We start from the raw sequence: 13,164 nt of genomic DNA, 5'->3' as shown, positions 1-13,164 counted from the left end.
TGGAAAGTGTAGAAGCTTGGGGCGCAGTCTGGTACACTAGATTAGTTACAAGATAAGAATGATTATGCCGCAATGTTTGTCATGCGGATTTTTTGAGTTGGATGTCAATGATCCCGTGAGCCTATGGTTCAGAGTAGGGATGATCGGATAGGATGATAGTTCATAGGATTTTAAAATAAGCAGCATTGCTGCTCTGGAAAATAACGCTTTACCAAAGAATAATAAGTTATTTCTCAGTATAGGGAGGACAATGATGAAATCAGCAGTACGAAGAGAAGATGTCGAGCTTCTGGCACCAGCCGGTGACTGGGATTGTATGCGTGCGGCGGTAGCGAATGGAGCCGATGCGATCTTTTTCGGAGTGGAAAAGTTCAACGCACGGGCGCGGGCGAACAATTTCCGTATGGATGAACTGCCTGAAATTATGGCGTTTTTGCATAGCTATGGGGTTAAAGGCTTTCTCACATTCAATATATTGGTGTTTGAAAACGAGCTGGAGGATGCCAAGGAACTGGTCGATGCCTGTGTGGATGCGGGTGTGGACGCGTTGCTTGCACAGGATATGGGCTTGGTGAAAATGGTTCGCGATATTTCACCGGATTTTCCGATCCATGGCTCTACCCAGATGACGATTACCTCGCCGGAGGCGGTAGAGTTTACGAAACCGTACAACATTGAGCGGGTTGTGCTCGGACGTGAAAATAACTTAAAACAGATTCAAAAAATAGGTGAGCAAGCGAGACTTCCGATGGAAGTATTCGTGCATGGCGCATTATGTGTATCTTACTCGGGTCAATGCTTGACTTCTGAAATGTGGGGCGGGCGCTCTGCGAACCGTGGCGAATGCGCACAGGCATGCCGTTTGCCTTACGATCTGATGGTGGATGGCGAGCAAAAGCCGATGGCCGACGTGACGTATCTACTGTCACCTAAGGATTTGGCTGCAATTGATCTGCTGCCGGAGTTGATTGGCGCGGGCGTCATCTCTTTTAAAATCGAAGGACGACTGAAAACGCCTGAATATGTAGCCAACGTGGTCAGTAAGTACCGTAAGGCGATTGATAAGTATTTTGAAGGTGACACTTCCAAGACCAGCAAAGAAGATATCCGCGAGCTTCAGCAAAGCTTTTCACGCGGCTTTACGCACGGGTTTCTGGAAGGAACGAATAATAAGAAGCTGGTTGACGGTACGTTCCCGAAAAGCCGGGGTGTTTATCTGGGTCGGGTGGAACAAATCCTTCGTGACGGCGTAGTATGCCGTATTGATGCGCCGCTGAAGCGTGGCGACGGTATTGTATTCGATGCAGGAGATCCCACGCAAAAAGAAGAAGGCGGACGCGTATACGATATCCGTCGCAAGGGTGTAAAGATCGAAGGCGAAGCCGGAGAAGGCTGGATTATCGACATCGTAGCGGGACGCAACGATGTGGATCTGCGCCGTGTACATGTTGGCGACCGCATTTGGAAGACCAACGACCCGGCGCTGGACAAGCGTCTGCGCCAGACGTATGAGACCGACAAGCCGTACCGTGTCTTTCCGGTACATGTGCGTGTCAGCGGCTCTCCAGGGCAGCCGCTGACGACCTGGTGGACCGATGTGCAGAAAGGCACGACGGTCCGCGTGGATTCCGAGCTGGAACTTGAAATCGCCCAGAAGCGTCCAATGACGCGCGAACTGCTCGAGGAGCAGTTCGGCCGACTGGGCGGAACGGTGTTCCAGCTGGAAGAACTGGACGTCCACCTGCATGGGGACGTCATCGTGCCGATGCGCGAGCTGAACAGCATCCGCCGTCAGGCGGTGGAATTGCTCGCGGGCGAGCGCCCCAAACCGCCCGTGTACACGAAGCGGGCGGTAGAGGTGTATGGCGATGCATCGGTTCCTGCATCGCCAGTGGCACGCGGTCAGGCAGAACTGACCGCGCTGTGTCGCAGCCTCCCGCAGGTTGAGGCTGCGCTGGAGGCCGGCGTGGAGTTCATCTACGCCGACTTCGAGTTCATTAAGCAATTCCCGGCAGCCGTAGAGGCTGTACACGCCGCAGGGCGTCGAATTGCGTTGGTGACCCCGCGTATTCACATGCCGGGTGAAAACGGCTACCACAACAACATCCTGCGTCTGAAACCGGATGCTGTGTTGGTACGCAATCCGGGGGCGCTGTATTTCTACATGCGTCATCGGTTGGAAAATCCGGACGCACATCATCCGCAGCTGATCGGTGACTTCTCGCTGAATGTCGCCAACCACAAAGCGGCTGATCTGTTCCTGGATTCCGGCTGCGACCTTGTTACGCCGTCGTATGACCTGAACATCCAGCAAATGGTCGATATGCTCGGACGCACGCGTACCGATAAGCTGGAGATCGTGATTCAGCAGCATATGCCGATGTTCCATACCGAACATTGCGTATACTGCACCTTCATGAGCGAAGGCACGGACTACACCAACTGCGGGCGTCCGTGTGAGGACCATCGCGCATCCCTGCGCGACCGTATTGGTATGTCTCACCCCGTTCGCGTGGACGAAGGCTGTCGCAACACGGTATACAATGCCATCGAGCAATCCGGCGCCGAGTACCTATCCAACTTTATGGAGCTGGGTGTGTCCCGCTACCGCGTGGAGTTTCTTGAGGAGACCCCGGAGCAGGTACGAGAGGTGATTGACCTCTATAACCGTGCCCTGCGCGGAGAAATCAGTGGTACACAGGTCTGGAAGACGCTTAAAGCGACGAACCAGTTGGGTGTTACACGCGGGCAACTGGTCAAGTAGTCTGTGTGATGCATACGTAACTGCTACAGTGTTTGAAGAATTATACTGACATTCAGCATGATGAACAAAGCAGACCATTGCCCTTTCCGGGAAGTGGTCTGCTTTTATGTATAGCCAATGAGGCGGCCCTTTTTTAATATCTTTCCGCGTGTCCAATTGCGCAACTGTTGTACAATGGACTTACAAGTGTGCTGAACATGTGGAACAGCTACCATTTCCAATAAGCTCAAATGATTCAATTATATTAAGGGATTTTGCGAAATTTTCATGGATACAAGGAGGGAGTGTAAATGAGTCATTTTACATTGGAGGATGTGCGTGACATTTGTGGGACAACGGCATACAACAAAGGGCGGGAATATGTCGAAAAGGGCAGAGTTACGTCATTAAAAATCAATGCCCCATGCACCAGAATAGCTGCTGTAGTGAAGGGGAGTCGCAACTATCAGGTCCATATTGATCTGGATGAGTTCGGTCTGGACGCGGAATGTACCTGCCCTGCCTATCAAAACAGCTACTATCATGAGGGATGTAAGCATATTGCCGCAGTGCTGATTGCTGTACATCGAATGATCAAGGCCGGGACGCAGAGCCAAATTATTGTACCTGACTATCAATTGGATATTCCAGCAGCGGGACAAACCCAGCCAACCTCCATTTTTGGACCTGATTCACTTCTATCATCTGCACCTTCCCGGCGACCTGCTATACGTTCTGCTATTGAGCCATTCCAGCAGATGATATCCTATCGTACCGCCGATCAACTGATGGAGCTATTCAAGCAAACTGATGAATCGGGAGACAACGGCTTGTCGCCAGCTAGCAGCGAATTTACAACCACCCCTCAGGAGAAGCTCCAGGTTGAATATATTTGTCATGTAGAGGATAGCTCATATAAAGGTGAGCAGATCAATATTGAGATGAAAATAGGGACGAAGCGAACTTATGTTGTGCAGAAGCTAAGGCCATTCTTGGATAGTGTGGAAAAAGGGGAGTCTTTTCGCTTTACGAAGTTGTTTTCCTACGAACCAGCAACGCAGTATTTTGCCCATGCAGATCGACAGTTGATGGAACTTCTGATTCACATTAAAAACGGTGAGCGGATGTACAAAGAACTATTGAACCCCTCTAGCTTATCAGACAGCTTTGCCGGAGATGCTCGTGCTATGTTCATTCCTCCCATGAACTGGCCTGATGTGTATAAGCTGCTCCAGCAATGTCATTTTGTGACCTGGGAGGGGAAGGGAACGCTAGGCAATGGTCAAATCACGGCTTCTGATGAAGTTTTACCCATAGAGTTTAACATTGCTCCAGGCGTTAGCGGTGGCTACAAACTCAATGTCAATGGATTGCAGGAAGCCGCTTTGCTCCCTTCCTACGGTTTGACTGTTAGCTATGGGAAGATTTTCGAAGAGAACCCGCTGAAGCTACGGCGACTTGCCAAAATGAGAGATACTCTCTCGGCCTATGGAGGTAATAGTAGCGTAGATATATCGGCAGCCCAGATCGAGCCATTTGTGCAGCAGACGCTGCCCGTGTTACGCAAAGCGGGGAAGGTAAGCGTAGATAAGCGGGTCAGAGAACGGATCGCCGAGCCGGAATTGGTGAGTAAAAGCTTTGTTGATCGGGAGGAAGGCAAGCTGTTCGTACGGTTAGAATTTGATTATGAGGGCATTCTCCTGAATCCTTTGGATGAAAAAGGGAAACAACGTGCTGACAGTAAAATGATTTTAATACGAAATATGGACAGTGAGCGTCGGGTACTGCATGTCCTGGAGTCTTCGCGTATGCGCAGGAACGGGCTCCGATGGATTGCCACCACCGATGATGAGATCTTTGATGCTCTATATCATGTTCTGCCTGAGCTGGAGGAACTGACCGAGGTATATATTTCCCAATCCGCCCGAGGCATGCGCTATGACCCTGACAGCAGACCCAAAATCAAAGCGGAGCTTACTAGCGAGCTGGACTGGCTGAACGTGTCTTTTGAACTGGGGGGAATGAATCAACAGGAACTACGGGACATTATGCTCAGTGTTGTGGAAAAGAAAAAATATATTCGTCTGCGCAGCGGTGCTTTTCTGTCACTGGAGGGTGAGGAATATGCGACTTATGGACGTATGGCCGAGGAACTGAGTGTCAAGCGAAGTGACGTGAAGGGTGGTACGGTCAAACTGCCTGCTCTACAGGCCCTTCAGTTGTCCGACGATATTCAAGGTGCCAGTTCACTTCGGATGGGCAAGCATCTGCGCCGTTTCCTGGAGCGTTTGCGTCATCCTGAGCGGCTGGAATATGATCCACCGGAATCCTTGGCAAATGTGCTGCGAGATTATCAGGTACAGGGTTTTCAGTGGCTTAAGAGCCTGTCTTTCTTCCGTTTTGGCGGGATTTTGGCAGACGATATGGGCTTGGGGAAAACGCTGCAAACGATTGCTTACATCTGTTCCGAATTGGACAGCCACGCAGAGATTGGGAAGCAAACGGACAAGTCGTCCTCGCCTGCCCAGGCTTCCATGCCTGTACTAATTGTTACCCCGGCGTCTCTTACGTATAACTGGGAAAATGAATTCAAGCGCTTTGCTCCCCATGTTCGTGTAGAGGTCGTTGCCGGACAGAAGGGGGAGCGTAGCGGCTTGCTCGCCACGGTAGAAGGAGATCAAGGGCCAGAGGTCATAATTACCTCCTACCCGCTGTTACGGCGCGATTTTGAATGGTATGAGGACAAAACGTTCAGCACGCTCATTCTGGATGAAGCCCAGGCGATTAAAAATGCAGGCTCCCTAACCGCTCAATTGGTCAAGCAGCTGTCAGCTCCGCGCCGTTTTGCTTTGACGGGCACACCGATTGAAAACTCATTGGAGGAGTTATGGTCCATCTTTGACGCTGTGTTCCCCGGCCTGTTCTCGGGTCGTAAAAGCTTCAGGGACATTCCGCGTGAGCAGCTTGCACGTATGGTCTCTCCCTTCATTTTGAGACGTCTGAAAGAGGACGTGCTTGAGGAACTGCCGGATAAAATCGAAACTGTACAACGTTCAGAGCTATCCGGAGAGCAAAAGAAGCTCTATGTCGCATATCTGTCTCAACTGCGGGATGACACCATTCAGGACTTGCAAACAAATGGATTTCAAAAAAGCCGTATGAAAATTTTGGCAGGGATTACCCGGCTGCGCCAGTTGTGCTGCCATCCCTCCCTCTTTGTGGAGGATTATCAAGGCTCCTCAGGCAAGATGGAACAGCTGCTGGAGACCGTTGCCGAGGCACGCGCCAGCGGTAGACGTATGCTCGTCTTCTCCCAGTTCACCAGCATGTTGGACATAATCCGTTCCGCACTGGAAAAGGAGGGGGCAGGAGTATTCTATCTGAGCGGTAGCACCCCTGCACGTGACCGTGTAGAAATGTGCCGCCGCTTTAACGAAGGAGAGAACGACGTGTTCCTGATTTCCCTCAAGGCAGGTGGAACGGGTCTGAACTTGACCGGAGCTGACACGGTTATCTTGTACGACCTGTGGTGGAACCCCGCCGTCGAGGAACAAGCCGCCGGACGCGCCCACCGCATGGGCCAGAAACGCGTCGTTCAAGTCATCCGTCTCGTCGCCGAAGGCACCATTGAGGAGACTATGCTGGAGCTTCAACAGCGTAAGAAGGACCTTATCAAGGACGTTCTAGATCCGGCCGAAGGCCCATCATCCACACTCACCGAGGAGGACATCCGGGAATTGTTGAGGGTATAGTAGGGGAAGTCCAGTACATGTCGGAAAATATAGCATACACTATTAAAATAGTTCGCCTTCTTGTTATAATCATAGACAGTATATCTATCCGTTATATTGAAGACAAAGGAGTTTAACCCATGAAAATCCGTAAAGCAATTATTCCTGCTGCGGGATTAGGAACCCGTTTCCTTCCTGCTACCAAAGCGATGCCTAAAGAAATGCTTCCGATTGTAGATAAGCCAACCATTCAATATATTATCGAAGAGGCTGTAGCATCTGGGATTGAAGATATTATTATCGTAACAGGTAAAGGTAAAAGAGCGATTGAGGATCATTTTGATTACTCATTTGAGCTGGAGCATAATCTGGCAGCCAAGGAAAAATGGAATCTGCTCAATGAGGTGCGCAAGCCATCAGAGATGGCAGATATCCACTATATTCGTCAGAAGGAACCTAAAGGGTTGGGACATGCCATCTGGTGTGCACGTAAGTTTATCGGTGACGAACCTTTTGCCGTACTTTTAGGGGATGACATCGTTGAGTCTGAGAATCCATGTCTCAAACAGATGATTGACGTGTTCGATGAGTATCAGCGTTCTGTTGTAGGAGTAAAACAAGTGGATTGGAACGAGGTTAACCGCTACGGTATTGTTGAAGGCCAAGCACTTACAAGCAAGATTTCAGAGGCTAGGCGTTTAGTTGAAAAACCGAAGATTGAAGATGCGACTTCCAATTTGGCTATTATGGGGCGTTATATTTTGACACCTGATATTTTTGATATCCTGGGTCAGCAATCCGCAGGTGTGGGTGGCGAGATACAATTGACGGATGCTATATCCAAATTGAGTGAGATCAATCCGATCCTGGCCTATGAATTTGATGGGAACCGTCATGATGTTGGGGAGAAGTTGGGGTTCATTGAAACAACCATTCATTATGCCCTGCAGCATAACGAGATTAAAGATGAAGTTTTGGCTTATATGAGACAGGTTATTGAAGAGATAGATCAACAAAAAAAAGTATCACCGTAATAAGCCCCTCTTCCTTTATAAAAAAGAGACTGCCAGATGATGTGTTATATCACGGCAGCCTCTTTTTGTGTTGCTCTATTTCTCCGATTTCAACTGAGCGATTTGCTCCTTCTCCTTCGGATCAGCTTTTATCAGCTTATCGTACAATGCTTTGTCATCCTGTCCCTGCTTTTGCAGAGCGACGATATAATAGCGAGCCACCTCACGATTCGTAGCATCGCTCAAATCGTCTTTCAAGCCGTTTTTGAGGATGTTGGCAGCCTCTGCAGGCTTACCTGACACGAACTCAATTTTGCCAGTACTGAGCGCAATGCTTGGGGTTACTTCAAAAGTACGTGTCAATTGAATTTCAGGTGGAACCGTCCTAATATGAGCTACCCCATCCAGAACCTGCTGGTAAGCAGCAAGACCTGCTTGGAAATATTTCTGCTCCTTGGCCGTGTCCTTCTGCTCACGTGCCTGATCACCAAGAGAATAAGCTTGAGTGATCAACATATTGTACCAGTCATTGTCCCATTTAAAGTTGGAAATGTTATTTTCCAAAATGCTGAAGGCCTGCTCATTCTCACCCTTTATTTGTAAAAGGTTAATTTTGGAGTTATACATGATTTTATTATACGGCTCTGCCTTCAGGCCCGTATTTAGCACCTCTATTGCAGCAGTATAAAATTCCTCTTTTTTCGTTTGCTGATAAACACTCTTGTACAGTGCAGCCAGTCTTATAACCGAATCCGGATGTGTAGGGCGAAGTTCAAGATCTTTATTAATAGCACTTTGAATTTCCTCAAATGATGTGCTGACCGCCATAATCTGTTTGGCATATGTGGCAGCATTAGCCGATTGCACGAAGCGGAGACCAGCAAAAAGCAGCACGATGCTCAGGACACCAATGACTGCACTGTACATGATCCGGAATCCGGAAGCGTTCATAGACAGGCGTTTAAGCGGCTTGCTGTCCATAGCAGCGGCCATACCACCGAGACTCACGAATACCAGTATGCCCATGAACACGTAACTGAGATTAAAGTCCAACAAGCTATGAAGTAGGATTGAGAGTGCCACAATAAGATACAGAAAGTGAGAATCCCGTTCTTCATCATTCTGTCTAATATAGTTACGAATATATTTGTAGAAAATATATAAGATGAATGACATGAAAATTACAAAACCGAGAATGCCAACTTCAACCAGGTACTGCATAAAAAAGTTATGGGCCTGACGGCTTGTATAAGGATAATCTTGGTATTTTTCGTATAAAGTTGCCCAACCGCCACCGCCGCTTCCAATAACAGGGTGATCCTTAATCGATTTGGCAGCATCCTGATAGAATACAAGTCGCTCTAGCACACTATGCTGCCGGAAATTGATGTTTTCTAACCGGACCTGGACGTTATCAGGCAGTACGCTGCGCAGGCCGGTTCCAATAAACAGAAAAGCCAGCAAGCCAATCACCACAACCGATCCGACAGGCAGCCACAGGTTGGAGAACTTCCGGGAGGTCCACCCTTTGAGGGCATTCTCCAGCTTTGGTGCCAGATAACGTTCAACAAGCCACAGTACGACAGCTACAGCAAGGGAGACACCAATAAGTAATCCCCAAGCCTTGGCCGCCTCCCCGCCGTTGTAGGTCTTATTGAGTTGTAATCCCATATTCGTAATCGGAGCCAAGATAGATATTGACGCTACACCAGCAATGGCGCAATGCAAAATCCATATAATCTGGCGTGCAGGTTTAAAGAAAAGCAAGAGCAGCACGAATACGACTGGCAGCATAACCAGACCGCCCCGTGACAAGGTCAGGAATAGCGAGACCAGAATTGGCACCAACATGAAGCCATGAGTAGCTTTGCCATACCATGATTTTGATTTCATCAGACAAAAAACGGCTGCGAATAGGAAAGCCATTAGAAAGGCGGCATATGTATTCGCATATTGAAACACTGATGTCAGCCGGAGCCCATTTGAATCTGTCATGACTGCATTGGTATAACGGTTTTGATAAACATATTGGCTAAACCAACCTACCAGCTTGCCGGTAAGCACCCACTGTCCGAACCAGTTGATAAAGCCAAAGCCTACAATGACATAAGCAACGGTCATAATCAGATTGTGAATAATCTTATTGCCTAACCGATCCTGGAGTAGATAGATTGAGATGATAAACAGAGCGGCATATATGCACTGCACTACTACCATATTCATTGCGAGATAATGAGAAGCTGCTGAAGTTAGCGAAAGCACATAAGTCAGGGGAAGCAGCAGTACCAATACAGCCAGCCAATCCCTTTGCTCTTCCAGCTTGAATTTCTTATAATAGGTTACGATTCCTAAAATCAATAGAATCGTGCTGATGATCAAAGCCCAGTATAATGGCTTCTCAAAATCGAGCATTTGCCCATTAAAAAGTGCAGCCTGGAAGGGGGCCCAAGCTAAAAACAGAATGATCCCAACAATTAACACCCAAAAAATAGCCGGCCTTTTATCGTCACGGGTCGACGTTTTGGCCTGTTTCCCGTATACTGGATTCGACAAGGTTTACAATCTCCTTTTCTTGTAGATACGTCAATATTTTAGCATAGAATGTTGTTTAGTTGAAATTTATAAAACAAAAATCAATGAGATAGTTATTAGTTAGGGGATGCTTGAGTAGTGAGCCATTTGAAAGAGTACATTTCTAAAAGAAGACTGATTATAGATCTATCAAAAAATGATTTTAACAAAAGATTTAAGGGATCCTACTTTGGAGCTATTTGGGCATTTGTAAATCCAGTTATAACAATTTTGCTGTATTGGTTTGTTTTTGCAATTGGATTTAGAAGCGGTAGTACACCAGAGGGATACCCTTTTGTATTATGGCTGATCTGTGGAATGGTGCCCTGGTTCTTTTTTTCAGAAGCCTTTATGAATGCAACATTGAGCTTTTCCGAGTATAGCTTTTTAGTCAAGAAAGTTGTATTTAAAATTAGTATACTCCCAATTATAAAAATTCTTTCGGCTCTATTTATACATTTATTTTTTATTGTATTTTTTATAGCTATTTTATTTATTTATGGAGTTATGCCAACTTTATCATGGTTGCAATTAATATATTACGTTGTCTGTACAGTTGTTTTACTATTAGGTGTAACCTTTATAACCGCGTCAATACTGCCGTTTTTTAAAGATATTGCACAAATCGTTTCTGTGATGATACAAATTGGTTTTTGGCTGACTCCTATTGTGTGGAACTTGAATATTGCTCCAGCCAACTATCAATTCCTGTTTAAGTTAAATCCTTTCTACTATATTGCTGAAGGATTTAGAGACACCTTTTTGTATAACAATTGGTTCTGGGAAAAACCTTTTCAAACTCTCTATTTTTGGATTGTTTGCGTTGTTTTGCTTTCAGTAGGCTTAGTCATATTTAAGAAATTAAAACCTCATTTTGCAGATGTTTTATAAATTGATTCGTGTAGGAGATACTATGATGACCCCAATAATCGATGTAAAAGAACTGACGAAAATATACAAGTTGTACTCTAATCCCTCAGATCGATTAAAAGAGTCGCTTCATCCAATGAAAAAAAGTTATCATAAAGAATTTTTTGCTTTGAATAATCTTTCATTTCAAATTAATAAAGGCGAATCAGTAGGGATTATCGGTAAAAATGGATCGGGGAAATCGACTCTGCTGAAAATTGTAACAGGTGTGCTATCGCCTACTACTGGAGACGTCCAGGTTCGTGGGAAAATATCTGCTTTGTTAGAGTTAGGTGCAGGATTTAATCCCGATTTTTCAGGGATCGAAAATGTGTATTTGAATGGTACAATGATGGGATTCAGTAAAGAAAAAATGGATGCTAAATTGGATGATATTATTCAGTTTGCGGATATCGGTGATTTTATTTACCAGCCTGTAAGAACCTATTCTAGTGGAATGTTTGTTAGGTTAGCCTTTGCGGTTGCGATTAATGTTGAACCGGAAATCCTTATTGTAGATGAGGCATTGTCTGTGGGGGATATTTTTTTTCAAGCAAAGTGTTTTAAGAAATTTTCAGAGTTTAAAGAGCAAGGTAAAACAATTCTCTTTGTTACTCATGATATGAGCAGCATTATGAAATACTGTGAACGTGTAATTGTAATGAACGAAGGCGAAATTGTTGAAGAAGGCCTGCCCGGCCCTATGATTGATATATATAAGAAAATATTAGTTGGTATGTATGATACCAATAATAGTAGTGAACCTTTAATATCTAAACATAGTAGGGATGATAACGAAATATGGAAAGATAAACTTAATATTAATCCAGCTTATTCAGAATATGGTGACAAACGAGCTGAAATTTTAGATTTCGCCATTTTTGATCACAATAATGATTTAACGAATGTAGTTTTGAAAGGAAAGCCTTTTAAAATTAAAATGAGAATTCGGTTCAATAACGACATAAGAGATCCTATTTTTGCCTTTAGCATCAAGGATGCCAGAGGAACGGAAATAACTGGCACGAATACAATGTTAGAATCTGTAAATATTGACAAGGTAGTACCTGAGAAAATTATCGAAATTAGTTTCACCCAAAACAATGACCTTCAAGGTGGAGACTACTTAATTTCATTAGGATGCACGTGCTATGAAGGGAATGACTTTGTTGTTTTTCATAGATTGTACGATATTATGAATCTTCATGTTATATCTAATAAGAATAGTGTGGGCTTCTTTGATATGAACTCAACGATCCTCATTTCAGATTTCGAAAGGAAGGGGCAAGATGATTGAGTATATTGGAAGTGTGAAAATGAACTATAGTTATTATAATGGCGAAGATAGCTATTCAGATGGAAAAATAGAAGATGAACTACTGAGCATGTTGTATAATGGCCGCGATTTAGGTCAAGTTCTTCGAGAAGATAGCCGATGGCCGATTTTGTATCATTTTTCTCCTACTCGTCACAATCTATTAGAGTGGTATCAATTTAGACCAGAAAGTGAAATTTTAGAAATAGGTGCAGGTTGTGGAGCTTTAACAGGTCTGCTATGTAACAAGTCAAAGAGTGTTACATGCATAGAATTATCAAAGAAACGTGCATTGATTAACGCGAATCGTCACTCAGACAAGAGTAATCTCGAAATTGTGATAGGGAATTTAAATGATATTCAACTAGATAAAAAATTTGATTACATTACTTTAATAGGTGTTTTGGAGTACGCAGCTTTATATACGGAAACTAACTCACCCTATGTTACGTTTTTGAAAAATATTAAAAAATTCCTTAAAAGGGATGGTGTTCTTATTATTGCCATCGAAAATAAATTAGGTCTTAAATATTGGGCAGGAAGTCGTGAAGATCATACAGGTGATTTTTTTGACAGTCTTCAAAATTATCCTTCAAACAGGGGGATGGCCACTTTCTCAAAGTTGGAAATAGAAAAATTGATTTATAATTCGGGATTTGGTGGAATGAAATTTTATTATCCGTTTCCTGATTATAAGATGCCTACACAACTCTATTCAGATAAGCGACTGCCTTGTGTGGGTGAATTAAGGAGCAGAAATACTAATTACGACCAAAATAGAGTGGTGCTGTTTGATGAGGAATCGGTCACGGACAACATCATCAATAACCAGCTATTTTCTACTTTTTCAAACTCATTTCTCGTTTTTTGTTCAAGTTAAAT

Annotated in this window: 7 protein-coding genes; 6 read left to right on the top strand and 1 reads right to left on the bottom strand. The window is 45.0% G+C overall.

Features of this window, described 5'->3' with window-relative positions:
* Positions 1-253 precede the first annotated feature (253 nt).
* The 3 genes from AC0WRU_RS22165 (at position 254) to galU (ending at position 7,508) form a co-directional block, all read left to right on the top strand.
* Entirely contained in the window at positions 254-2,764 is a 2,511-nt protein-coding gene (locus AC0WRU_RS22165; protein ID WP_476128700.1) for a U32 family peptidase, read from the top strand.
* A 290-nt stretch (positions 2,765-3,054) separates the two neighbouring features.
* A complete protein-coding gene (locus AC0WRU_RS22160) occupies positions 3,055-6,495 on the top strand; it encodes an SNF2 helicase associated domain-containing protein (RefSeq protein WP_476126310.1) in 3,441 nt (1,146 codons plus the stop codon).
* A 119-nt stretch (positions 6,496-6,614) separates the two neighbouring features.
* Positions 6,615-7,508, top strand: coding sequence for a UTP--glucose-1-phosphate uridylyltransferase GalU (gene galU, locus AC0WRU_RS22155; RefSeq protein WP_476126309.1), 894 nt, complete (start codon positions 6,615-6,617; stop codon positions 7,506-7,508).
* A 75-nt stretch (positions 7,509-7,583) separates the two neighbouring features.
* On the opposite strand, the gene AC0WRU_RS22150 is transcribed toward galU, so the two are convergent.
* Complete coding sequence (locus AC0WRU_RS22150) at positions 7,584-10,040, bottom strand: O-antigen ligase family protein (RefSeq protein WP_476126308.1); 2,457 nt, start codon at positions 10,038-10,040, stop codon at positions 7,584-7,586.
* Positions 10,041-10,157: 117 nt separating this feature from the next.
* On the opposite strand from AC0WRU_RS22150, the gene AC0WRU_RS22145 reads away from it, so the two are divergent.
* From AC0WRU_RS22145 to AC0WRU_RS22135, 3 genes are all read left to right on the top strand, one after another.
* Positions 10,158-10,949 (top strand): ABC transporter permease, encoded by a 792-nt coding sequence (locus tag AC0WRU_RS22145; protein ID WP_476126307.1) that lies wholly within the window; start codon positions 10,158-10,160, stop codon positions 10,947-10,949.
* Between the two features lie 115 nt (positions 10,950-11,064).
* Positions 11,065-12,264, top strand: a complete 1,200-nt coding sequence (locus AC0WRU_RS22140; RefSeq protein ID WP_476126306.1) for an ABC transporter ATP-binding protein — start codon at positions 11,065-11,067, stop codon at positions 12,262-12,264.
* Complete coding sequence (locus tag AC0WRU_RS22135) at positions 12,257-13,162, top strand: class I SAM-dependent methyltransferase (RefSeq protein WP_476126305.1); 906 nt, start codon at positions 12,257-12,259, stop codon at positions 13,160-13,162. The genes AC0WRU_RS22140 and AC0WRU_RS22135 overlap by 8 nt, the downstream gene beginning before the upstream one ends.
* Positions 13,163-13,164 lie beyond the last annotated feature (2 nt).

The sequence above is a fragment of the Paenibacillus sp. 1-8 genome, assembly GCF_056316205.1.
Note: the sequence above shows the minus strand (reverse complement) of the source record. Positions and strands in the feature narration are given on the sequence as shown.

Coding starts and splice junctions, on each gene's coding strand:
- AC0WRU_RS22160 (WP_476126310.1), top strand. CDS start 3,055: ATGAGTCATTTTACATTGGAGGATGTGCGTGACATTTGTGGGACAACG.
- AC0WRU_RS22140 (WP_476126306.1), top strand. CDS start 11,065: ATGAAAAAAAGTTATCATAAAGAATTTTTTGCTTTGAATAATCTTTCA.
- galU (WP_476126309.1), top strand. CDS start 6,615: ATGAAAATCCGTAAAGCAATTATTCCTGCTGCGGGATTAGGAACCCGT.
- AC0WRU_RS22135 (WP_476126305.1), top strand. CDS start 12,257: ATGATTGAGTATATTGGAAGTGTGAAAATGAACTATAGTTATTATAAT.
- AC0WRU_RS22165 (WP_476128700.1), top strand. CDS start 254: ATGAAATCAGCAGTACGAAGAGAAGATGTCGAGCTTCTGGCACCAGCC.